The organism is Pseudomonas sp. ML2-2023-3, assembly GCF_037055275.1.
Taxonomy (GTDB): domain Bacteria; phylum Pseudomonadota; class Gammaproteobacteria; order Pseudomonadales; family Pseudomonadaceae; genus Aquipseudomonas.
This window is the reverse complement of record NZ_CP146343.1, coordinates 5088167-5112500: the sequence shown is the minus strand read 5'-3', so window position 1 is coordinate 5112500 and position 24334 is coordinate 5088167. Positions and strand designations below refer to the sequence as shown.

Genomic DNA, 24334 nt, shown 5'->3' with positions numbered 1-24334 from the left:
GAAGATTTAACGGGGCTCAAACCATACACCGAAGCTACGGGTATCACTTAGGTGATGCGGTAGAGGAGCGTTCTGTAAGCCTGTGAAGGTGAGTTGAGAAGCTTGCTGGAGGTATCAGAAGTGCGAATGCTGACATGAGTAACGATAATGGGTGTGAAAAACACCCACGCCGAAAGACCAAGGTTTCCTGCGCAACGTTAATCGACGCAGGGTTAGTCGGTCCCTAAGGCGAGGCTGAAAAGCGTAGTCGATGGAAAACAGGTTAATATTCCTGTACTTCTGGTTATTGCGATGGAGGGACGGAGAAGGCTAGGCCAGCTTGGCGTTGGTTGTCCAAGTTTAAGGTGGTAGGCTGGAATCTTAGGTAAATCCGGGATTCTAAGGCCGAGAGCTGATGACGAGTTGTCTTTTAGACAACGAAGTGGTTGATGCCATGCTTCCAAGAAAAGCTTCTAAGCTTCAGGTAACCAGGAACCGTACCCCAAACCGACACAGGTGGTTGGGTAGAGAATACCAAGGCGCTTGAGAGAACTCGGGTGAAGGAACTAGGCAAAATGGCACCGTAACTTCGGGAGAAGGTGCGCCGGTGAGGGTGAAGCATTTACTGCGTAAGCCCATGCCGGTCGAAGATACCAGGCCGCTGCGACTGTTTATTAAAAACACAGCACTCTGCAAACACGAAAGTGGACGTATAGGGTGTGACGCCTGCCCGGTGCCGGAAGGTTAATTGATGGGGTTAGCTAACGCGAAGCTCTTGATCGAAGCCCCGGTAAACGGCGGCCGTAACTATAACGGTCCTAAGGTAGCGAAATTCCTTGTCGGGTAAGTTCCGACCTGCACGAATGGCGTAACGATGGCGGCGCTGTCTCCACCCGAGACTCAGTGAAATTGAAATCGCTGTGAAGATGCAGTGTATCCGCGGCTAGACGGAAAGACCCCGTGAACCTTTACTATAGCTTTGCACTGGACTTTGAATTTGCTTGTGTAGGATAGGTGGGAGGCTTTGAAGTGTGGACGCCAGTCTGCATGGAGCCAACCTTGAAATACCACCCTGGCAACTTTGAGGTTCTAACTCAGGTCCGTTATCCGGATCGAGGACAGTGTATGGTGGGTAGTTTGACTGGGGCGGTCTCCTCCTAAAGAGTAACGGAGGAGTACGAAGGTGCGCTCAGACCGGTCGGAAATCGGTCGTAGAGTATAAAGGCAAAAGCGCGCTTGACTGCGAGACAGACACGTCGAGCAGGTACGAAAGTAGGTCTTAGTGATCCGGTGGTTCTGTATGGAAGGGCCATCGCTCAACGGATAAAAGGTACTCCGGGGATAACAGGCTGATACCGCCCAAGAGTTCATATCGACGGCGGTGTTTGGCACCTCGATGTCGGCTCATCACATCCTGGGGCTGAAGCCGGTCCCAAGGGTATGGCTGTTCGCCATTTAAAGTGGTACGCGAGCTGGGTTTAGAACGTCGTGAGACAGTTCGGTCCCTATCTGCCGTGGACGTTTGAGATTTGAGAGGGGCTGCTCCTAGTACGAGAGGACCGGAGTGGACGAACCTCTGGTGTTCCGGTTGTCACGCCAGTGGCATTGCCGGGTAGCTATGTTCGGGAAAGATAACCGCTGAAAGCATCTAAGCGGGAAACTTGCCTCAAGATGAGATCTCACTGGAACCTTGAGTTCCCTAAAGGGCCGTCGAAGACTACGACGTTGATAGGTTGGGTGTGTAAGCGCTGTGAGGCGTTGAGCTAACCAATACTAATTGCCCGTGAGGCTTGACCATATAACACCCAAGCAATTTGAGTCGAAGAGACCAGATTGCGGTGTGTGAAGACGATACAGACCGAAAGTTTGCGACTCACAAAACACCAAACTATTACATACCCATTCGCTGGAGCGTAAACCGAAAGGTAAACGACCTGGCTACCGAATTTCTTGACGACCATAGAGCATTGGAACCACCTGATCCCATCCCGAACTCAGAAGTGAAACGATGCATCGCCGATGGTAGTGTGGGGTTTCCCCATGTGAGAGTAGGTCATCGTCAAGATTAAATTCCAAAATCCCTGTCTGCTCGCGCAGACGGGGATTTTGTTTTTGTATAAGTACAAGCTTTGTAAAAAGCCTGTGCTGTTAACCAGGTCATTTGCCTGGCTAACACTTCGATTATCTCAATCGAAAGCAGCAGGAAATAAGGTGTTGACAGCAGCGTGTAACGCTGTAGAATTCGCCTCCCGCTAACGAGAGATCGAAAGCGCAAGTGGTTGATGTTACAGAGGAAACTTTGAAAATATCTTAAAATAACCGCTTGACAGTAACAGAGGCTGCTGTAGAATGCGCGCCTCGGTTCAGCGAAAGCTAAACCAACCGCTCTTTAACAACTGAATCAAGCAATTCGTGTGGGTGCTTGTGGAGTCAGACTGATAGTCAACAAGATTATCAGCATCACAAGTTACTCCGCGAGAAATCAAAGATGTAACCAACGATTGCTGAGCCAAGTTTAGGGTTTCTTAAAAACCCAAAGATGTTTGAACTGAAGAGTTTGATCATGGCTCAGATTGAACGCTGGCGGCAGGCCTAACACATGCAAGTCGAGCGGTAGAGAGAAGCTTGCTTCTCTTGAGAGCGGCGGACGGGTGAGTAATACCTAGGAATCTGCCTGATAGTGGGGGATAACGTTCGGAAACGGACGCTAATACCGCATACGTCCTACGGGAGAAAGCAGGGGACCTTCAGGCCTTGCGCTATCAGATGAGCCTAGGTCGGATTAGCTAGTTGGTGAGGTAATGGCTCACCAAGGCTACGATCCGTAACTGGTCTGAGAGGATGATCAGTCACACTGGAACTGAGACACGGTCCAGACTCCTACGGGAGGCAGCAGTGGGGAATATTGGACAATGGGCGAAAGCCTGATCCAGCCATGCCGCGTGTGTGAAGAAGGTCTTCGGATTGTAAAGCACTTTAAGTTGGGAGGAAGGGCATTAACCTAATACGTTAGTGTTTTGACGTTACCGACAGAATAAGCACCGGCTAACTCTGTGCCAGCAGCCGCGGTAATACAGAGGGTGCAAGCGTTAATCGGAATTACTGGGCGTAAAGCGCGCGTAGGTGGTTTGTTAAGTTGAATGTGAAATCCCCGGGCTCAACCTGGGAACTGCATCCAAAACTGGCAAGCTAGAGTATGGTAGAGGGTAGTGGAATTTCCTGTGTAGCGGTGAAATGCGTAGATATAGGAAGGAACACCAGTGGCGAAGGCGACTACCTGGACTGATACTGACACTGAGGTGCGAAAGCGTGGGGAGCAAACAGGATTAGATACCCTGGTAGTCCACGCCGTAAACGATGTCAACTAGCCGTTGGGAGTCTTGAACTCTTAGTGGCGCAGCTAACGCATTAAGTTGACCGCCTGGGGAGTACGGCCGCAAGGTTAAAACTCAAATGAATTGACGGGGGCCCGCACAAGCGGTGGAGCATGTGGTTTAATTCGAAGCAACGCGAAGAACCTTACCAGGCCTTGACATCCAATGAACTTTCTAGAGATAGATTGGTGCCTTCGGGAACATTGAGACAGGTGCTGCATGGCTGTCGTCAGCTCGTGTCGTGAGATGTTGGGTTAAGTCCCGTAACGAGCGCAACCCTTGTCCTTAGTTACCAGCACGTAATGGTGGGCACTCTAAGGAGACTGCCGGTGACAAACCGGAGGAAGGTGGGGATGACGTCAAGTCATCATGGCCCTTACGGCCTGGGCTACACACGTGCTACAATGGTCGGTACAAAGGGTTGCCAAGCCGCGAGGTGGAGCTAATCCCATAAAACCGATCGTAGTCCGGATCGCAGTCTGCAACTCGACTGCGTGAAGTCGGAATCGCTAGTAATCGTGAATCAGAATGTCACGGTGAATACGTTCCCGGGCCTTGTACACACCGCCCGTCACACCATGGGAGTGGGTTGCACCAGAAGTAGCTAGTCTAACCTTCGGGAGGACGGTTACCACGGTGTGATTCATGACTGGGGTGAAGTCGTAACAAGGTAGCCGTAGGGGAACCTGCGGCTGGATCACCTCCTTAATCGACGACATCAGCTGCTCCATAAGTTCCCACACGAATTGCTTGATTCATTGTAGAAGACGATAACTGCAGAGTCGCTCTGTGGTTTTTCTGTCGTAAAGCTTAGAAATGAGCATTCCATCGAACGGTGGTGAATGTTGATTTCTGATCTTTTGATTAGATCGTTCTTTAAAAATTTGGGTATGTAATAGAAAGTTAGACTGAATAGCACTTTCACTGGTGTTTATTCAGGCTAAGGTAAAATTTGTGATTGAAAGCAAATTTTCGGCGAATGTCGTCTTCATAGTATAACCAGATTGCTTGGGGTTATATGGTCAAGTGAAGAAGCGCATACGGTGGATGCCTTGGCAGTCAGAGGCGATGAAAGACGTGGTAGCCTGCGAAAAGCTTCGGGGAGTCGGCAAACAGACTTTGATCCGGAGATGTCTGAATGGGGGAACCCACCTAACATAAGTTAGGTATCTTAAGCTGAATACATAGGCTTAAGAAGCGAACCAGGGGAACTGAAACATCTAAGTACCCTGAGGAAAAGAAATCAACCGAGATTCCCTTAGTAGTGGCGAGCGAACGGGGACCAGCCCTTAAGCTGTATTGATGTTAGCGGAACGCTCTGGAAAGTGCGGCCATAGTGGGTGATAGCCCTGTACGCGAAAACATCTTTGCAGTGAAATCGAGTAGGACGGAGCACGAGAAACTTTGTCTGAATATGGGGGGACCATCCTCCAAGGCTAAATACTACTGACTGACCGATAGTGAACTAGTACCGTGAGGGAAAGGCGAAAAGAACCCCGGAGAGGGGAGTGAAATAGATCCTGAAACCGTATGCGTACAAGCAGTGGGAGCCCACTTTGTTGGGTGACTGCGTACCTTTTGTATAATGGGTCAGCGACTTATTTTCAGTGGCAAGCTTAACCGAATAGGGGAGGCGTAGCGAAAGCGAGTCTTAATAGGGCGTCTAGTCGCTGGGAATAGACCCGAAACCGGGCGATCTATCCATGGGCAGGTTGAAGGTTGGGTAACACTAACTGGAGGACCGAACCGACTACCGTTGAAAAGTTAGCGGATGACCTGTGGATCGGAGTGAAAGGCTAATCAAGCTCGGAGATAGCTGGTTCTCCTCGAAAGCTATTTAGGTAGCGCCTCATGTATCACTGTAGGGGGTAGAGCACTGTTTCGGCTAGGGGGTCATCCCGACTTACCAAACCGATGCAAACTCCGAATACCTACAAGTGCCGAGCATGGGAGACACACGGCGGGTGCTAACGTCCGTCGTGAAAAGGGAAACAACCCAGACCGTCAGCTAAGGTCCCAAAGTTATGGTTAAGTGGGAAACGATGTGGGAAGGCTTAGACAGCTAGGAGGTTGGCTTAGAAGCAGCCACCCTTTAAAGAAAGCGTAATAGCTCACTAGTCGAGTCGGCCTGCGCGGAAGATTTAACGGGGCTCAAACCATACACCGAAGCTACGGGTATCACTTAGGTGATGCGGTAGAGGAGCGTTCTGTAAGCCTGTGAAGGTGAGTTGAGAAGCTTGCTGGAGGTATCAGAAGTGCGAATGCTGACATGAGTAACGATAATGGGTGTGAAAAACACCCACGCCGAAAGACCAAGGTTTCCTGCGCAACGTTAATCGACGCAGGGTTAGTCGGTCCCTAAGGCGAGGCTGAAAAGCGTAGTCGATGGAAAACAGGTTAATATTCCTGTACTTCTGGTTATTGCGATGGAGGGACGGAGAAGGCTAGGCCAGCTTGGCGTTGGTTGTCCAAGTTTAAGGTGGTAGGCTGGAATCTTAGGTAAATCCGGGATTCTAAGGCCGAGAGCTGATGACGAGTTGTCTTTTAGACAACGAAGTGGTTGATGCCATGCTTCCAAGAAAAGCTTCTAAGCTTCAGGTAACCAGGAACCGTACCCCAAACCGACACAGGTGGTTGGGTAGAGAATACCAAGGCGCTTGAGAGAACTCGGGTGAAGGAACTAGGCAAAATGGCACCGTAACTTCGGGAGAAGGTGCGCCGGTGAGGGTGAAGCATTTACTGCGTAAGCCCATGCCGGTCGAAGATACCAGGCCGCTGCGACTGTTTATTAAAAACACAGCACTCTGCAAACACGAAAGTGGACGTATAGGGTGTGACGCCTGCCCGGTGCCGGAAGGTTAATTGATGGGGTTAGCTAACGCGAAGCTCTTGATCGAAGCCCCGGTAAACGGCGGCCGTAACTATAACGGTCCTAAGGTAGCGAAATTCCTTGTCGGGTAAGTTCCGACCTGCACGAATGGCGTAACGATGGCGGCGCTGTCTCCACCCGAGACTCAGTGAAATTGAAATCGCTGTGAAGATGCAGTGTATCCGCGGCTAGACGGAAAGACCCCGTGAACCTTTACTATAGCTTTGCACTGGACTTTGAATTTGCTTGTGTAGGATAGGTGGGAGGCTTTGAAGTGTGGACGCCAGTCTGCATGGAGCCAACCTTGAAATACCACCCTGGCAACTTTGAGGTTCTAACTCAGGTCCGTTATCCGGATCGAGGACAGTGTATGGTGGGTAGTTTGACTGGGGCGGTCTCCTCCTAAAGAGTAACGGAGGAGTACGAAGGTGCGCTCAGACCGGTCGGAAATCGGTCGTAGAGTATAAAGGCAAAAGCGCGCTTGACTGCGAGACAGACACGTCGAGCAGGTACGAAAGTAGGTCTTAGTGATCCGGTGGTTCTGTATGGAAGGGCCATCGCTCAACGGATAAAAGGTACTCCGGGGATAACAGGCTGATACCGCCCAAGAGTTCATATCGACGGCGGTGTTTGGCACCTCGATGTCGGCTCATCACATCCTGGGGCTGAAGCCGGTCCCAAGGGTATGGCTGTTCGCCATTTAAAGTGGTACGCGAGCTGGGTTTAGAACGTCGTGAGACAGTTCGGTCCCTATCTGCCGTGGACGTTTGAGATTTGAGAGGGGCTGCTCCTAGTACGAGAGGACCGGAGTGGACGAACCTCTGGTGTTCCGGTTGTCACGCCAGTGGCATTGCCGGGTAGCTATGTTCGGGAAAGATAACCGCTGAAAGCATCTAAGCGGGAAACTTGCCTCAAGATGAGATCTCACTGGAACCTTGAGTTCCCTAAAGGGCCGTCGAAGACTACGACGTTGATAGGTTGGGTGTGTAAGCGCTGTGAGGCGTTGAGCTAACCAATACTAATTGCCCGTGAGGCTTGACCATATAACACCCAAGCAATTTGAGTCGAAGAGACCAGATTGCGGTGTGTGAAGACGATACAGACCGAAAGTTTGCGACTCACAAAACACCAAACTATTACATACCCATTCGCTGGAGCGTAAACCGAAAGGTAAACGACCTGGCTACCGAATTTCTTGACGACCATAGAGCATTGGAACCACCTGATCCCATCCCGAACTCAGAAGTGAAACGATGCATCGCCGATGGTAGTGTGGGGTTTCCCCATGTGAGAGTAGGTCATCGTCAAGATTAAATTCCAAACCCCCTGTCTGCTAACGCAGACAGGGGGTTTGTTTTTGGGCCGAGAAAAGTGGTGGTAAGTCCAAAATCCGGCTAAACCGCTCTTCAGTTCGGCTGCATCTAAAGTCCTACAAATATGCACAGTTATTTTGTAGTCCGCGCACTAGAATAGACTCAGTCAATTTCTGAGCCAGAGACTCCCTTTATGCCAGATCCGGTTGACCCCCGCGGGGTGTCAGAATTACCGCTGGACGAGTTGGTGGCCTGTCATGAGTGCGATTTGTTGATGCGCAAGCCGCATCTTGCTCTCGGTGAGAAAGCCCAATGCCCGCGCTGCGGTTACGAACTCTATGCTCACAGGTACAAGGTGGTCGAACGCAGCCTTGCGCTTGTGATCGCCGCATTGTTGCTCTACATACCTGCGAACTTTTTACCCATCATGCAGCTCAACCTGCTGGGCCAGGCGTCGCAAGACACGGTCTGGAGTGGTGTGCTTGGTTTGTTCAACACCGGCATGCAAGGCATAGCGGTGGTGGTGTTCCTGTGTAGCATGGGGGTTCCGCTACTCAAGTTGCTCTGCCAGCTCGCCGTGCTGCTCAGCATTCGCTGGAATGTAGGGCGCAGCTACGGGTTGCTCATTTACCGCATTTATCATCACTTGCGTGACTGGGGCATGCTTGAGGTGTACCTGATGGGGGTGCTGGTGGCGATTGTGAAACTGGCCGATCTGGCTGAGCTGAGCCTTGGCCTGGGTTTGGTCTGTTTTGTGAGCTTATTGCTGGTACAGGTTTGGCTGGAGGTTGTGATGTCACCTCACCAGATTTGGCAGGCATTGTCCGGGGAGGATGTTCATGCGGGCGATTGATGCGGGTATCTTGATCTGTGGCGAGTGTCACGAACTCAACAGGCAAGACCCCGAAACCGACGAGCAGACCTGTACTCGCTGCGGCGCACTGGTCCATGCGCGTCGCCCTGACAGCCTGATGCGCACCTGGGCATTACTGCTGACCTCGGCCATTCTCTACATTCCGGCCAACCTGCTGCCGATCATGACCGTCAATTCATTGGGCCAAGGCTCCCCGAGCACTATCATGGCGGGTGTCATCGAGCTGGTGCAGCACGGCATGATTCCGATTGCGGCCGTCGTGTTTGTGGCAAGTATCCTGGTGCCCACTTTCAAGCTGGTCGGCATTGCCTTGCTGTTGTTTTCCGTGCAGCGCCATCAACCGTTGTCTGCGCGGCAACGTATCATCATGTATCGCTTTATTGAGTTCATTGGCCGTTGGTCAATGTTGGATATTTTCGTCATCGCCATTTTGGTGGCCGTGGTGAACTTTGGACGCATAGCCAGCATCGAGGCCAATCTGGGCGCGGTGGCTTTTGCCAGTGTGGTGGTGCTGACGATGCTTGCAGCTGTAACTTTTGATCCCCGACTGATTTGGGACAATACGGAGTCGGACGACGACCATGAGTGACTTGCCTACCGCTAAAACCCGCCCGGCTTCGAACTGGTCGGCGATCTGGATCCTCCCGCTTATTGCCCTGATCATTGGTGGCTGGCTGGGGTGGCGTGCCTACAGCCAAACCGGCATCGATATTCAAGTGCGCTTTGAAAGTGGCGAAGGCATCGTCGCCAACAAGACCGAAGTGGTCTACAAAGGCATGCCTGTGGGCAAGGTCAAGACCCTGGCCCTGGATGAAGACGGTCCGAACAAGGGTGTAATTGCCACGGTCGAGATGGACAAGGACGTCGAGCAATACCTGAAGACCAATACCCGCTTCTGGCTGGTCAAGCCCAGCGTGTCATTGGCCGGTATCACGGGGCTCGAAACCCTGGTCTCGGGTAACTACATTGCCGTGAGTCCTTCCGATGGAGAACCTGCGCGCAAGTTCAAGGCACTGTCGCAAGAACCGCCCCTGTCAGATGCCATGCCCGGCCTTCACCTGACCCTCAAGGCTGACCGTCTCGGCTCGCTGAACCGTGGCAGCCCGGTTTTCTATAAGCAAATCCAGGTCGGCCAGATCAAAAGCTACGTGCTCTCGGAAGACCAGAGTACGGTCGAGATCAAAGTCTTTATCGAGCCTACCTACGCCAATCTGGTGCGCAAACACACGCGTTTCTGGAATGCCAGTGGCATCAGCATCGACGCCAACCTGTCAGGTGTGAAGCTGCGCAGTGAATCCCTTGCCAGCATCGTCGCGGGTGGTATTGCGTTCGCAACTCCTGAAAACCGCAAAGACAGCCCGCCTACCGACTCGAACCTGCCGTTCAGGCTCTATGAGGACTTCGATGCCGCACAGGCCGGGATCAAGGTCAAAGTTAAGCTCAGCGACTTCGAGGGCCTGCAGGCGGGTCGCACACCGGTCATGTACAAAGGCATACAGGTCGGCAGCCTCAAGGGCCTCAAGGTCGATCCGGACCTGACCAGCGCTAGCGCCGAGCTGACCCTCGACCCGTTGGCCGAAGACTATCTGGTGCAAGGGACTCAGTTCTGGGTGGTCAAGCCGTCGATCTCCCTGGCCGGTATCACCGGGCTGGAGGCCTTGGTAAAGGGTAACTACATCGCCATTCGTCCGGGTGACAAGGGCAGCACCCCCGAGCGTGAATTTGTCGCACGGCCAAAAGCGCCACCGCTGGACCTGCGTTCGCCGGGCCTGCACATGGTGCTCTTTACCGAGAACCTGGGTTCGCTGGATGTTGGCAGCCCGATTCTCTACAAGCAGGTCAAAGTCGGTTCAGTGCAGAGCTATCAGTTCTCTCGCACGAAAAAGCAGCTCGTCATTGGGGTACATATCGAGAAGGAATACGAAAACCTGGTCAACGCCTCGACCCGCTTCTGGAATGCCAGCGGTATCACGCTCACCGGCGGCCTGACCGGCGGGATTCAGGTCAAGAGTGAATCCCTGCAAAGCCTGATGGCCGGCGGGATTGCTTTTGAAACCCCAGAGGCCACCGCGCCGCTGCAAAAGCGGATCCCGCGCTTCCGCCTGTTTACTGACCGTGATGCCGCGATGCAGCAGGGTGTAGCCGTTACGATCAAGGTGGCTCGTGCCGATGGGCTGCGAGAGGGCACGCCTATTCGTTTCAAGGGGCTGGATGTGGGCAAGATCGAAAGCGTCGACCTGAGCCAGGATTTGCAATCGGTCATGCTTAAGGCGCGCATTACCGAAGTCCCGGAGCGCATTGCGCGGGTCGGCAGCCAGTTCTGGGTGGTCAAGCCAGAACTGGGGCTGATGAAAACGGCGAACCTCGAAACCCTGGTGACAGGTCAGTACCTGGAAGTGCAGCCCGCAATCAAGCAACTGGGCCGCCAGACCAGCTTTGTAGCGCTGGAGCAGGCACCGGATGCTGCCGTTCCCCAGGCCGGGTTGAGCCTTGTTTTGAGCGCTGCCCGCCGTGGCTCGCTCAAAGAGGGCGTGCCTGTTACCTACCGCGAAGTCACCGTGGGCAAGGTGACGGGCTATGAGCTGGGTAGCACCGCCGATCGCGTGCTGGTACACATCCTGATCGAGCCCCGTTACGCGCCGTTGGTACGCACCGGTAGCCGCTTCTGGAATACCAGCGGTTTCGGAGTCGACTTCGGCCTGTTCAAAGGGGCAACGATTCGTACCGAGTCCCTGGAAACCCTGGTCCAGGGTGGGATTGCCTTCGCTACCCCGGGTGATGACAAGATGGGTAATCAGGCCCGCCCCGAGCAAACCTTCCCGCTCTTCGACAAGTTCGAAGACGAGTGGCTGCAATGGGCGCCGAAGATCCAGCTAGGCAAATAAGCACCAAAAAAAACCGCGATCAGTGATCGCGGTTTTTTTATGTCCAGAATTGAGCCTCAGACTTCATCCAGTTCAGGCTCTTGCACAGCGGCCACCGCATCAGGCTTGACCTCATCATGGCGACGAATGTACTTCCAGTCGTCTTCATCGATGTAAATCCCGTTAGGCCCGCTACCGCCTTCAAGGTCAATTGCCACATGGGCGCAGACCTGGGGTTTCACGCTGGCCAGAATTGGCACGAAGCCCAGCTGCAAGCTGGTTTCCAACAAGGCAGTCTGGTTTTTCTCGTCAATGTCCGCGGCTTCGTCCAGGTAGTACGGCAAGCGGATACGGCCCGCTTGATCGCGATCCATCAAGTGCAGCAACAAATACATGTTGGTCAGCGCCTTGATCGTCATGGTCGTACCGTTGGATGCCGCCCCGTCGATATCAGTATGGATCACCGGCTGGCCATTGACCTTGGTGATCTCGAACGCCAGCTCAAACAAGTCCTTGAGCCCCAACTGGTTGTGGTTGGCTGCTACCAGTCGCGCCAGATATTCCTTGGCCTCTTCGTTCTTGTTGTCCTGCTCGGCACTCTGGCTGAGGTCGAACACAGACAGGGTTTCGCCTTCTTCGTACTGACCGGCGCTGTGGATAATCTGATCGATATGCTTGAGCGCCTCCTTGTTGGGGGCCAGCACAATGCGGAAGCTCTTGAGGTTGGACACCTGGCGCTTGTTGATCTCGCGGTTGAACAGCGCCAGTTGATGCTCAAGGCTGTCGTAGTCGCTGCGGATGTTACGCAGTGTACGGGCGATGTCAGTCACTGCCGCCCGGCGCGCCTTGCCCAGGGTCAACGCTTCTTCGGTGCGGTGTGCGTAAGCGTTGATCAACAACTGCAGGCGCCGCTCCATATCGTCTTCGCTGTCGAACTTGGCCACGCCTTTGAGGCGCACCTGCGCATACAGGGCTTCGATCTGGCCATCGCAGCGCAACAAGCCCTGCCAGCTGTCCTGATAGTCGTTGAGCAATGGCAGCAGGTTGTCCATCGAGTCATCGACCGGGTCCATAAACGGCGTACCGAAGGGCAAGTCAGCGGGCAGTAATTGGCGTCGACGCAAGCTGTCATCCAGGGTTCGCTGCTTGGCTTCCATGTCACCGATCTGGCGCCCGACCAACTGCAACTTGGCAGACAATTGCTGCACGCGCTCGGTAAAGGCATCGCTGGAGCGCTTCAGCTCGTCTTGCGCGGCTTCGGCCTGGGCCAGTTGCTCAAGCTTTTCGCCTTCCTCGGCACCCAGTGTCTGACTACGGCGGAAGTCTTCAAGGGCCTTCTGCGCATCCAGCACTTGCTGATACAACGACTCGGCTTCGGTTTTGCTCGCGGCGCGATCCGAAGTGACGGCTTGCTGGGTTTTCAGTTGCTTGAGTTCTTTTTCCAGACGCTCTCTCTGCTCGCGCAATGCCGCCCGGTCAGCCAGCGCCTGCAGGGCAGGAGGCTCAATGTGGCTGAGGTCGATGGACAGGCCCGGGGCCTCAAAGCGCTCGCCCTTGAAGCCGTCGAGAATCAATTCCAGCGACTTGACCCAGGCATCGCTGTCATCCAGCGCAATCCCGTGCTCGCCCAACGGCAAGCTGAACAGGGCGCTGTTGAACAGGCGCATCAGGCGCTCCACATCCTGCTGCGAAAATTCTTCGCGCAGGCGGGCATAACTGTTGTTATCGGCGTGATCGAGTTGTTGTTTGACGGACTTGAGGCGTTTTTCCAGGTCGCGCAGACGCTCGTCCAGATCCTCGGCACTGAACTGACGTGATTGCGCCAGCGCGCCTGCCAGTTCGTCATGGGCGTCCTTGGCACTCAGCAGTTGCTGTTCCAGTACCTTCACGTCGTCAACCAGGGCAAAGCGGTGCTTGAGCACCGACAACTCGCCCAGCCAGCGTTGAGTGCCGGCGATTTCCCTCTCCAGGCGCATCAGCTCCTGGGTGCTGCTGCGCTGATCGTTTTGCAAGGCGTCCTGCTCGTTGCGGTAGTGCTCGGACTGAATCAGCAGCTCCTCCTTGCGAGCCCCGGCGTAGTCCTGCCAGGTGCCGAGCAACGAGTCCAGCAGCGGCGACAGGCGATGCAGCTTGCCGCGCAACAGGTCGCGCTGACGAACGCCGGCAGCCAGTGACTCAACCAAGGGCCCGGCGCCGACCAGTGCGTTGTAGTCCTGCTCCATGCGTCGCACATCGCGGAAAGCTTCTTCACACGCCGCGATGTAGTCAACGCTGCCCGAGCGCAGACTGTGTTCAAACGCATCGAGAAACAGCTGCTTGAGCTTGGCAGCGGTGATTTCGCGCATGTGCAGCAGGTTGATAAACAGTGCGCGGAACGTTTTGAGGCTCTGTTCACTTGTGGAGCGCAGGGGGATCAATGTCAGATCCAGCGGAATAGAGGTATGCCCACCCACCAGCAAACGACGTAGTTCATCAGGCTTGAGTTCGTAGGCTTTGAGGCCATTGCGCTCAAGGTTATTGAACAGTTCTTTCTGGCGCAGGCAGGTGTCGTCTTTTTGGTAGTGAGCCAGGTCCAGCTTGCCCGCATAGGCGAAAAACTGGTGCCCGAAGCCACCGCCGGGCCCGCGTCCCACCACACCAATCACATGGGGACCGTGGGGCAGTGAGACTTCGACCAGGATGTAGCTGGTATCAGAGGCAAAGTAGAAGCGCCGCGATTGCTCCAGGCTGTATTTACCGAAGCTCATGTCTGACATGCGCGCCAGAATCGGGAACTGCAAAGCGTTGATCGATGCGGATTTACCGAGGTTGTTCGCCCCGTATACCGACAGCGGATGTTCCAGCGGGAACAGGCCCAGGCTGTATCCGGCGGTGTTCAGCAAGGCAAAGCGGCGTATGCCGTAGCGTTCCTGGCTCATGCGTCCATCTCCTGTTGTTCATCCGCGATGGCGCGGGCCAGAGCCGCTTCGTCGTCAATGTCGTCATCGACCAGAACCGGTGTCGGCAAAGGCAAGATGCTGTGCAGGCTGGCTGCCAGATCACGGTCTTGCTGCACCGACAGGCACACATCCAGAAACCGGTGCATCGGTGGCAGAAAGCGGTAGATGCCGGGTTCTTCACTGGCAAAGCCGAGCTGGGTCATGCGGCGCATGATCTTTTCTTCCAGCTCTTCATGGGTGGTGACTTCGGCCTGTACAAACAGGTCGCGGTACTTTTCAAGCAAGGCGGGCAACTCGTCGCGGCCCAGGCTGCCTCCGTCGAGTACGGCAATCGGGTCGCGGCTCTGATCGGCCAGATGCTCGACGATGATGAAGGTGAACAGCGCCAGACGCTGTGCGGTCTTGTTCACCTGGGCAGTGGCGGTCTCGGGTACGAAGTAATAGAAGCCGCGGGTGTCACACACCAGTTCAAAGCCCAGCGCTTTGAACAGCGTGCGGTATTGATCCTGGAAGTTCGACAGTTGCGCGTACAGTTCAGGATCCCGGCGACTGACGTGATAGCCCTTGAACAGCTCACGAAAAATCGGTGCCAGCTGGGACAGTTCAGAAAGATCAAGATGCATGCAGGGGGCTCGCAGAGGTCTGGGTCGCATCTTCGCTGTGAGAAAGCAAAGCGAATGAGCGCAGGCTGACCCGATGTTCGTGGGTGTGGTAATCGCGACGCTCAAGGCGTTCGCGCACGAAGCGTTTTTCACGGGACAGGCGGGAGAACCAGTACAGCAATTCGTCGGTGTCGCCGTCCGGCTCTTGTGCCAGCAGCCAGTTCATCAAGTCCGGCATCGGCAGCGCGTCGCTGCAGCGGTCGAGCATTTCCTTGACCGTGCGCGGGGCCTTGGGTGTTTCGCCCCGGTGGACTTTATGGGCCTTGGGGAATTTCGCGGGTTTGGGCTCGAAGCGGGCCAGGGCATAGACATAAGCCTCGACCTGACTGGCGCTGCCCAAGAAGGTGCTTTGCGGGCGAGTGAACATCGGCATCGAGGCTTGAGGCACCGCGTCCAGTCCCTTGCGCCGGATGGCTGCCAGCGCCAGCGCTGCACCGCGGGTTACGGCGTTATGCCGGCGGGCTTCTTCACGCAGCGGCAGTAGCAGTTCACGGGCATGGCGCAGGGTCATCTGGGCGCTGGTCTGCATTTCGAGGATGCGCGCATGGGTGCGCAACAGCATGTCGTCGTCCACCAGGTGGCCGAGTCGTTGCTGCTCGCTGAGCATGCGCAGCAGCACGATTTCAACCTTGCGTACGCCTTGCTCAAAAGCGCCGTCGGCGTTGACCAGTTGAATCATGGGTTCGACATACTCATCCCATGTCGCCAGTACCTCGGCGTAGCGCTGGCGCAGGGGGATCTGCCGGTCGCTGGTCTTGGCCCGCTCGGCTACGGCGACCAACGCTTGCTCATCGTTCGCCAGTTTCTTCAGTACATCACGTACACGCATGTCGAGCAGGCGCAGCTGACGTGCCAGATCATGGCCGTCACGGATGTCGAACGCATCCTGGATATATCCGGCCAAACGCTCCAGATGGCGCAGGTAAGCTTCGATTTCCAGGCACAGGCCAAGGCGATGTTCGTGCCTCAGATACGCCAGAAAATCGTGGATTTGCGCGTTGAGCTCGAAGCGGTTCGGACTTTTTGCGACTGGCACCAGTATGTCCAGACGGATCCAGCTGTCGAGCACGGTGGTGATGTCTTGTGGTGTGCTGTCCACCTGATGAGCGGCCAGTTGCAGGCGCAGTTCGTTGAGGCTCAAGGTGCCTTGGTCGAAGTGTTCACACAAAGGCTCAAGGAGTGCCCAGTGCTCGGCGAGGGCACGTAAAACGCGCTTGGGTTCGATCATGGGAGGGCCAGTCAATTGGCAAGTAAAGGCCGCGATTGTACTGCAACGTGCGGTCGAGTCATCACTTGGCGGATCAACTGCAGGCGGGAAGGGCAGAAGGGCGGTAGAATCCCCCCTCTTTAGTTATCCACAGATGGCCGACCTTTGTTGAACGAGTCCCGCCGCCGCGCTTTTTTGACTGCCATGCAAGTGGTCAGCTGGTTGCCGCGCACTGAACTGCCGTTTGCCGCCCCTTCGCGGCCAGAGCTGCTGGTACTTCCCGAACCACCGGCCGAGCCTGTCATCACGCGGCCTGTGGTCAAGGCTGCGGTCGCGCCGGGCAAGCCTGCGCAGCGTCCAAAAATCGAAGTGCCCCGGCCTTCGGTCAGCCGGCCTGTCAGCAAACCCGTGGTTGAGGCTGAATCGGCGCCTGTGCCGGCCAAGGTCGTGCAACTGCCACCGCCACGCTTTGCCTTGCAGTTGCTGCGTGCCGGGCGATGCCTGGTGCTGGTGGAGTTACCCACAGGCAGTGCATTCCAGAGTCGTGATCCGGCCTATTTATTGTTGAAGGACATGCTGCGCGCGGCGGGGCTGCCCGATAGTCCGCAGATCATTGGTGAGCCGGTGCGCTGGCCGTTGCTGCGCCGTGGCAATGTCGATCAGGGGCCTGAGGCTGCACGCGAATTCGTGCAGGGCTTTGTCATGGCCCGCCTCGAAGAGGCCGAGTGCGCCTGCTTGTGGCTGGTGGGGCTGCCGGCCGTGCGGTTTGCCGGTGAGACCGATGCACAAGTGTTCAACCGCGAACTCCACATCGAAGGGCTGGGCTGCGCATGGGCGTTGCCGGGTCTTGAACTTTTAATGGATGAGCCACAACGCAAAGCGGATGTGTGGCAAGCCATGCGCCAGCTGATGGCGCGCTGGAAACAAAACGATGAGTGATGCCGTAACGTTCCGCCCGATGACCGAGGCGGACCTTGATGCCGTATTGAAAATTGAATACGCCGCCTTCAGCCATCCCTGGACCCGAGGTATTTTTCTCGACGGTCTGGGCAAGTACCACATCTGGCTGATGTTTGAAGGTGAGCAGCAAGTGGGGCATGGCGTGGTGCAGATCATCCTCGACGAAGCTCATTTGCTGAACATCACCGTCAAGCCCGAAAGCCAGGGTCGAGGCCTGGGACTCAAGCTGCTTGAGCACCTAATGTCCATTGCCTACCAGCACGAAGCCCGTGAATGTTTCCTCGAACTGCGCGACAGCAACACGGCCGCGTTCAAGTTGTATGAGCGCTATGGCTTCAACGAAATCGGCCGCCGCCGCGACTACTACCCTGCGGTAGGTGGTCGTGAAGATGCGGTGGTGATGGCCTGCACCCTGGTCGACTGACGGCGAAAAGTCGTTAGGTGTGAGCGGGCTTGCTCGCGATGCTGGCGCTGCGGTTTATCAGGCAAACCGTGTTGATCCGATCGCGAGCAAGCCCGCTCCCACAGGGTTTACGTTTCAAGGCTTGCGTCCTACCGGGTCAATTTCCGCCAGTTCTGCCTCATCCAGCCCTTTTCCGGCGCCTATTTCGTCCTCGTCGACCAGGCTCAAATCCCAGTCAGCAGCGCCGTTCGGGCTCTGGGCGGCTTCCTTGGCATCGCGGGCACCGTCTTCGCGGATGAGCATCTCCTGCTCCAGGTCGTCGTCATTGAGGCCCAAGTCCAGCTCATCATCCAGCACCGCCCTGTGCTTGACTTTTTCATCGTCGATAAACAGGTCACTGATGGGCTCGTACGTGTCGTCGTCATCAAAGTTCAGTGGCTCGACGGAGCCCATGGCGTCTTCTATATCGTCTATGGGCGCGGGTTGCGGTGCCCCGTAAGGGCGGCGTGAATCAGTCATGGTAATTCCTCATCGTATGGGGCCTTAATACGATGACTGTAGCCATTGTTGAAGATTCCACCCGACCGACCGCCGGAATGACATTGATGAACGACGTGACCTCGACCGCAGGTCGGTTGTCAAAGCAGCGCATCAACTCTTGAGGCTTCACAGCATGAACGAACTACAAGATCTGATTGATAACAACGAGCGCTGGGCCGATGCGATCAAGCAGGAAGATCCTGACTTCTTCGCCAAGCTGGCTCGCCAGCAAACGCCTGAGTACCTGTGGATTGGTTGTTCGGATGCCCGTGTACCGGCCAACGAAATTGTCGGCATGTTGCCCGGCGATCTCTTTGTGCACCGTAACGTGGCCAATGTCGTGCTGCACACTGACTTGAACTGTCTGTCGGTGATCCAGTACGCGGTCGATGTGTTGAAGGTCAAACATATTCTGGTGACCGGCCACTATGGCTGTGGCGGCGTACGCGCATCCATGAAGGACCAGCAACTGGGCCTGATCGATGGTTGGCTGCGTTCCATTCGCGACCTGTATTACGAAAACCGCGAAGTGCTGGCGCTGTTGCCGACCGAGGAAGAGCGGGTAGACCGTTTGTGCGAGCTGAACGTGATCCAGCAAGTGGCCAACGTGGGTCACACCAACATTGTGCAAAATGCCTGGCATCGCGGGCAGAAGCTGTCGGTTCACGGCTGTATTTACGGGATCAAGGACGGTCGCTGGAAGAGCCTGAACACCACCATCAGTGGTCTTGACCAGTTGCCGCCGCAGTATCGTCTGCGTCCACTGGGCTAGATCTGAGGTTGCATGCATAACCCTTGGGAGCGGGCTTGCTCGCGATGGTATCGACGCGGTTTTCCTGCATGACCGCGCCGCCTGAATCGCGAGCAAGCCCGCTCCCACATTTGGTTGCGGGTTCGCTTACGGCATCACTGGCGGCGTATACGTCAGGGTAGTCCCCAGCGCCCACAGCAAAAACAGCACCAGCGGCGTGTGCACCAGCAACTGCACAAACGAAAAGCCGATCAAATCCCGCGCTTTGAGTCCCAGCACGCCCAACAGTGGCAGCATGTAAAACGGATTGATCAGGTTCGGCAGCGCTTCGGCTGCGTTGTAAATCTGTACAGCCCAACCCAGGTGGTACTCCAGATCATTGGCCACTTGCATCACATAGGGCGCTTCGATAATCCACTTGCCGCCGCCCGACGGAATGAAAAACCCCAGAATCGCCGAATACACGCCCATCAGTAATGCATAGGTATCGTGGGATGCGATCTGTACGAAAAACGTCGAAATGTGATGGGCCAGGGTTTGCCCGTCAGTTCCCTTGACCACTGTCATCAGCGCCGCAATCGAACCGTACAGCGGGAACTGAATCATCACCCCGGTGGTGGTTGGCACGGCGCTGGTCACGGCATTCAGAAAACTGCGCGGACGCCAGTGCAGCAGAGCCCCGAGCATCAAAAACAGAAAGTTGTAAGTGTTGAGCCCGGAGATGGCGCTGATCGCAGGTTTGGTTGAAAACTCATGGAACAACCAGCCCGCTGCCAGCAGTACCAGCAAAATGGTCAACAGCGGGCTGTATTCCAGCCACTCACCGGGCCGAGTACGCGGGGGCAACTTTGGCGAACTGAAACTTGGATCAATGCCGCAGGCCGCAGCATCACGGGCTGACTCAGGGCCTGGCGCTGTGGCGTAGGCCACGATGAGCGACACCACGACCAGGGCCGCCAGCAAAACGCCTGATTGCCAAAGAAAGATCGTTTCCGTGAAGGGGATAACCCCCGTGATTGCAAGAATCGACGGTGGCAGGCTGGCCGGGTTGGCCTGTAACTGTGCTGCCGAGGACGACAAACCCAGCGCCCACACCGCGCCAAGCCCCAGGTAGGCCGCAGCCCCGGCGGCGCGATAGTCCATGCGCAGGTTGGTGCGACGTGCCAGCGCCCGCACCAGCAAGCCACCAAACACCAGCGACAACCCCCAGTTAAGCAACGAAGCGACCATTGAAATCAGCGCGACCCAGCACACCGCCTGACGCCCGTTTTTCGGCACCTGTGCCAGTTTGTCGATCAGTTTGACGGCGGGCGGCGAACTGGCCACGACATAACCGCCAATGACCACGAAGGCCATTTGCATAGTGAACGGGATCAGGCTCCAGAATCCGTCACCAAAGGCCATGGCGGCATCGGTGGGTTTGGCGCCCATAAACATCGTGGCCAGAGCCACCGTTATCACCGCAACAGCGGCGAACACCCACGAGTCGGGGAACCAGCGCTCGGCCCAGTTCGAGCAGCGCAGGGCAAAGCGGGCAGAACGGCTGTCTGCAATCTCAGCGGCCATGGGAAGTACCTCGGTTTTCTTATGATTATGGTGTCGTCAGCAAGGACGACTGACGAGGCACAGTAATTCAATCAGCTGATTTTTCCGATGGGTTTTGCCCCGAGTGACCTGTGCGCGATAAAAATAACCTCAGCTGTCCGAAAAGACGCTGGTGAGGGGTAAACTCTTCCCTTTCCAAAAGGAGTTTCTATGAGTTTTTACCAGCCAGGCATTCTTGCCAAACCTGTGCCTTCACAGGCGCGCTATATGTTTTTCGCCCTCAAGTCAGTAGAAGCATTGCCGGCTGCACTGGACGTTTTGTCTGCGTGGGTGGACGGCAAAAGCGTAGTGGCGGGTCTGGGCTCGCCGCTGGTATTGGCACTTGGCGCGAAAGTCCCGGGCTTGCGCGTGTTCCCGGCACTCAACGCCATGGTTGAAAACCCGTCGACCCAACACGCCCTGTGGTTGTGGTTGCTGGGTGATGATCGCGGTGAGTTGCTGCATCGCAGCCAGGCCATCGAAACGGCGCTGGCGCCTGCCTTCAACTTGCTGCAAGTGACCGAAGGCTTCCGCTACGGCTCCGACCGTGACCTGACCGGTTACGAAGACGGCACCGAGAACCCGGTGGATGACGCGGCTGTCGACGCGGCTATCGTTGCTAACGCTGGCGCAGGGCTGGACGGTGGCAGCTTTGTTGCCATCCAGCAGTGGCAGCATGACCTGAACGGCTTCGCCGCACTGCCGTCCGAGGAGCAGGACAACATCATGGGCCGTCGCATGAGCGACAACGAAGAACTGGACGATGCTCCAGACTCCGCCCACGTCAAACGCACGGCACAAGAAAGCTTCTCGCCAGAAGCCTTTATCGTGCGCCGCTCCATGCCGTGGACAGAAAACGGTAAGTCCGGCCTGATGTTCGTCGCCTTCGGTCGCACCCTGAACGCCTTTGAAGTTCAGCTGCGTCGCATGAGCGGTATGGAAGACGGCATCATCGACGGGCTGTATCGCTACAGTCGCCCGCTTAACGGCGGCTATTACTGGTGCCCGCCATTGAAGGACGGGCGGATGGACTTGAGCGCTGTTCGCCCCTGAGGAGGCGACGACTGTTCCCGGTCAAGGTCCCCGTGGGAGCGAGCCTGCTCGCGAATGATCTTCGCGAGCAGGCTCGCTCCCACGGTTGAAGTACCTCTATCGCAACCTCGCTTCGCTCCTCAGCGGCTACAGCGCTCCAGGTTTCAGGAATTGTCTGATTATTTTTTTCATGCCCCAGCCTCAGGCTTACGGCATGAAATCGACCCCTCAAGCCGCCCGAAAACTCCTCCATTTATTTGCCTTTGGCCTGATCGTAGCGGTCTTTGCGGGTTCGTTCGTTTATTTGCGTTCCGTTTTTAACGAAGAAGTGTCCCAGCGTCGCAGCGTCATGAACGAGGCGGTATTCAAAGCTCAGGATTTTTTCGTCAGTCGTCAGACCTTGCTCAAAAGCCTGGTCCTGGCAACGGTGCCTGATACCGCTCTGTCTCAAGCGCTTGGCAGTGTTGATCCCGAAGAAGAGATCAGTATCAGTCTGGGCAGCGATGCTGGCCATTGGAGCCTGTGGCTGACTCGTCGGATGATGGACTATCTGCACGAGAGCAAAGTCAATCTGCTCTACGTCCCACCAACCGATCAACCCCAGGTGGTACGCCTGTTTGACGCCTCGCCCGACCTCGACCCCCTGCCCAAGGTGGTCTTGAAACGATTGGCCGAGGAGGCTGACAAGGCGTATTCCTTTGATGATGACCTCTGGCTGACAGACAACAAGGTTCTGGATTCCCCGTTCTATTTATTCGCACGACTGGATAGCCGCAACCTGTCTTCCGGCTGGTTGGGCATTGAAGTTGAGGTGCCGGATCTTATTGAGGCATTGCGCAGTGACAGCGCTGGCGACTTCATGTTGCTGGACGGTCAGGGGCAGATCATTTTCACCAATACCGCGCAATCCACCCTGGTGGATTCTTTGCACACCCTGGAGACCAATAAATCGTTTGGCTTTATTGGTTCAGGGTGGTTTCCCGACAGCTTGGCGATCTGGAAAAAACTGGGTTATTCAGGCTGGCAAATAGTCTATTCCGTGGACATCAAGTCTTTGCTGCCCGTATTGGGCTGGCCATTGGCGGGGTGTGTGCTGTTGTTGATTATCGTCTGCATCGGGCTGCGTTATTTGATTGTGCGTATCGACCGACGCCTGATTACTCCGGGTGAAAACCGCATCCAGGCGCTGATTGAAAGTGAGGCATTCAGTCGTGCTGCGCTGCAGGTCGCGCCGGTCGCCTTGTGCGTCATTCGCCGCACAGACGGCACGGTGGTGCTGGAAAACTCGCTTTCTCAACAGTGGCTAGGTAGCAGCAGTGAGCGTGGGAAGTTGTGTCATGGTTGGATTCACCGGGCTTTCGATGAGCCCGACACGCGCAACAGTGATGAAATTGAAATGGAAGATGGTCGTCTTCTGTACCTCGCGTTTGCCCCCACACGTTACAAAAGTGAAGACGTGCTGATTTGTGCGTTCAGCGACATTAGTGCGCGCAAACAAATTGAGGTGACATTGGAGCGTGCCCGGCAGTTGGCTGATCGGGCCAATGAAGCCAAGACCTTATTTCTGGCGACCATGAGCCATGAAATTCGCACACCTTTGTATGGCGTTTTAGGCACCCTTGAATTGCTGGCGCGAACCGATCTCAACGATCAGCAGAACAACTATTTAAAAGCCATCGAGCGCTCTTCCGGCAATTTATTGCAGTTGATCTGCGACGTGCTGGATGTGTCGCGCATTGAGGCGGGCCAATTGCAGCTGGAACTCAACACCTTCAGTCCGATGGAATTGATAGAGGAGGTTGTTCAGGGCTACAGCGGTGCTGCTCAGGCCAAGGGCCTGCAATTGTTTGCCCTGATTGATTCGACCGTGCCCGAGTGGCTCAGTGGCGATGTCTCACGTATCCGCCAGATCTTGAACAACCTGCTCAACAACGCCCTCAAGTTCACCGACTACGGAAAAGTCGTGCTGCGCCTGAAAATGGACAGCCGCAACGATGAGCGGGTCATGTTGCACTGGCAGGTTTCGGATACAGGTAAAGGTATTGCCCATGAAGAACAGTCCCACTTGTTCGAGCCCTTTTATCAAGTTGAGTCTTCGAAACACGTGGTCGCGGGTACCGGATTGGGTCTGTCCATCTGCAAGCGCCTCATGCACTTGATGAACGGCACCATGCGGTTGGTCAGCGAGCCGGGCCTGGGCAGTAGTTTTACCCTGCATTTACCCTTGGTTCAGGTCATGGCCCCCTCGCGCTTAGGCGCACTCGGCGAGTTGTCTTCCAGCGTTGTTTATGTGGTTTCACCACTGCGTGAACTGGCTGAATCTTACTGCGCCTGGTTACAGCGTTGGGGCGCCCGGCCTCATTTGGGAGCGCCCAAGCAGGGTGAAGCCGGTGACGATACAGTTTTGCTGGAGCTGCACCCGGGCGCTGTCCGGCAACTGCTGGAACCCGTTTGGGCGGGACCGCGGGTGGTGGCCGCCAGCGACAACTCGCAGCCGCTTACGATTGAAAGCCCTTGCTGGCGTGCCGACCTCAATAGCTTGCAGGACGTGTACCGGGCCTTGTGTGAGGCTCAGGGTATGCGTGCAGGGACTCATTTAAAGGCCGGAGTGGCCAAGGTTGAACTCAATCTTGGATTAAACATTCTGGTGGCTGAAGACAACGTCATCAATCAGCTGATTTTGCGTGATCAGCTCCAGGAACTGGGCTGCACCGTTACATTGGCCAGTGATGGTCTGGAGGCCCTTGAACTCTTTCAGCAAGGGGCATTCGACTTGGTTTTAACTGACGTCAACATGCCAAGAATGAACGGTTATGAGCTGGCTACCAGGTTGCGGGTGATGAATATCACTCAGCCGATTATCGGTGCAACGGCCAAGGGCATGCCTGATGACTCCGAGCGTTGCCTGAGCGCCGGGATGAATCACTGTTTGATCAAGCCTTTTACGCTGTACACCCTATACAACTGTCTTCAGCACTTTTAA

At 55.6% G+C, this 24334-nt stretch carries 13 protein-coding genes and 5 rRNA genes (1 of these 18 only partly in view); 13 read left to right on the top strand and 5 right to left on the bottom strand.

The features are described 5' to 3' along the window. The 8 genes from V6P94_RS23660 to V6P94_RS23625 form a co-directional block, all read left to right on the top strand. Positions 1–1777, top strand: a 23S ribosomal RNA gene (locus tag V6P94_RS23660); it begins 1115 nt to the left of the window's first position. Between the two features lie 151 nt (positions 1778–1928). Continuing rightward, positions 1929–2044: ribosomal RNA gene (gene rrf, locus V6P94_RS23655) — 5S ribosomal RNA — on the top strand. 480 nt (positions 2045–2524) lie between these two features. Then, positions 2525–4061, top strand: a 16S ribosomal RNA gene (locus V6P94_RS23650). 312 nt (positions 4062–4373) lie between these two features. Further along, positions 4374–7265: ribosomal RNA gene (locus tag V6P94_RS23645) — 23S ribosomal RNA — on the top strand. A 151-nt stretch (positions 7266–7416) separates the two neighbouring features. Then, a 5S ribosomal RNA gene (gene rrf / locus V6P94_RS23640) occupies positions 7417–7532 on the top strand. The 16S, 23S and 5S rRNA genes sit together here, the layout of an rRNA operon. Positions 7533–7728: 196 nt before the next feature. Beyond that, complete coding sequence (locus V6P94_RS23635) at positions 7729–8388, top strand: paraquat-inducible protein A (protein ID WP_133076461.1); 660 nt, start codon at positions 7729–7731, stop codon at positions 8386–8388. Further along, positions 8375–8998 (top strand): paraquat-inducible protein A, encoded by a 624-nt coding sequence (locus V6P94_RS23630; RefSeq protein ID WP_095003217.1) that lies wholly within the window; start codon positions 8375–8377, stop codon positions 8996–8998. Before V6P94_RS23635 ends, V6P94_RS23630 begins: the two co-directional genes overlap by 14 nt. Then, complete coding sequence (locus V6P94_RS23625) at positions 8991–11294, top strand: PqiB family protein (protein ID WP_133076460.1); 2304 nt, start codon at positions 8991–8993, stop codon at positions 11292–11294. The genes V6P94_RS23630 and V6P94_RS23625 overlap by 8 nt, the downstream gene beginning before the upstream one ends. 56 nt (positions 11295–11350) lie before the next feature. Here V6P94_RS23625 and mksF read toward each other — a convergent pair whose 3' ends face one another. From mksF to mksB, 3 genes are read right to left on the bottom strand one after another with little or no spacing between them, the layout of a single operon-like run. Then, positions 11351–14191 (bottom strand): Mks condensin complex protein MksF, encoded by a 2841-nt coding sequence (mksF, locus tag V6P94_RS23620; protein WP_133076459.1) that lies wholly within the window; start codon positions 14189–14191, stop codon positions 11351–11353. Beyond that, a complete protein-coding gene (mksE, locus tag V6P94_RS23615; protein WP_338648815.1) occupies positions 14188–14835 on the bottom strand; it encodes an Mks condensin complex protein MksE in 648 nt (215 codons plus the stop codon). The genes mksF and mksE overlap by 4 nt, the downstream gene beginning before the upstream one ends. Continuing rightward, on the bottom strand, positions 14825–16102 hold the full coding sequence (gene mksB, locus V6P94_RS23610) for an Mks condensin complex protein MksB (protein WP_133076457.1): 1278 nt from the start codon (positions 16100–16102) through the stop codon (positions 14825–14827). The genes mksE and mksB overlap by 11 nt, the downstream gene beginning before the upstream one ends. 144 nt (positions 16103–16246) lie before the next feature. Between mksB and V6P94_RS23605 the strand changes: the two genes are divergently transcribed. Beyond that, the gene (locus V6P94_RS23605; protein ID WP_133076456.1) at positions 16247–17020 is read left to right on the top strand and encodes an energy transducer TonB; all 774 of its coding nucleotides are present in this window, start codon (positions 16247–16249) and stop codon (positions 17018–17020) included. Continuing rightward, complete coding sequence (gene rimI / locus V6P94_RS23600; RefSeq protein WP_016781701.1) at positions 17013–17465, top strand: ribosomal protein S18-alanine N-acetyltransferase; 453 nt, start codon at positions 17013–17015, stop codon at positions 17463–17465. Before V6P94_RS23605 ends, rimI begins: the two co-directional genes overlap by 8 nt. A 114-nt stretch (positions 17466–17579) precedes the next feature. Here the strand turns inward: rimI and V6P94_RS23595 are convergent, their stop codons facing one another. Next, positions 17580–17963 (bottom strand): serine kinase/phosphatase, encoded by a 384-nt coding sequence (locus tag V6P94_RS23595; RefSeq protein ID WP_219261718.1) that lies wholly within the window; start codon positions 17961–17963, stop codon positions 17580–17582. A gap of 154 nt (positions 17964–18117) precedes the next feature. On the opposite strand from V6P94_RS23595, the gene can reads away from it, so the two are divergent. Continuing rightward, entirely contained in the window at positions 18118–18756 is a 639-nt protein-coding gene (can, locus tag V6P94_RS23590) for a carbonate dehydratase (protein ID WP_338648814.1), read from the top strand. Positions 18757–18882: 126 nt separating this feature from the next. On the opposite strand, the gene V6P94_RS23585 is transcribed toward can, so the two are convergent. Further along, positions 18883–20301, bottom strand: coding sequence for a short-chain fatty acid transporter (locus V6P94_RS23585; RefSeq protein WP_019825185.1), 1419 nt, complete (start codon positions 20299–20301; stop codon positions 18883–18885). Between the two features lie 189 nt (positions 20302–20490). Between V6P94_RS23585 and V6P94_RS23580 the strand changes: the two genes are divergently transcribed. Together V6P94_RS23580 and V6P94_RS23575 are read left to right on the top strand one after the other, a co-directional pair. Continuing rightward, positions 20491–21372, top strand: a complete 882-nt coding sequence (locus tag V6P94_RS23580) for a Dyp-type peroxidase (protein WP_322149971.1) — start codon at positions 20491–20493, stop codon at positions 21370–21372. 193 nt (positions 21373–21565) lie between these two features. Beyond that, entirely contained in the window at positions 21566–24334 is a 2769-nt protein-coding gene (locus V6P94_RS23575) for an ATP-binding protein (protein WP_338648813.1), read from the top strand.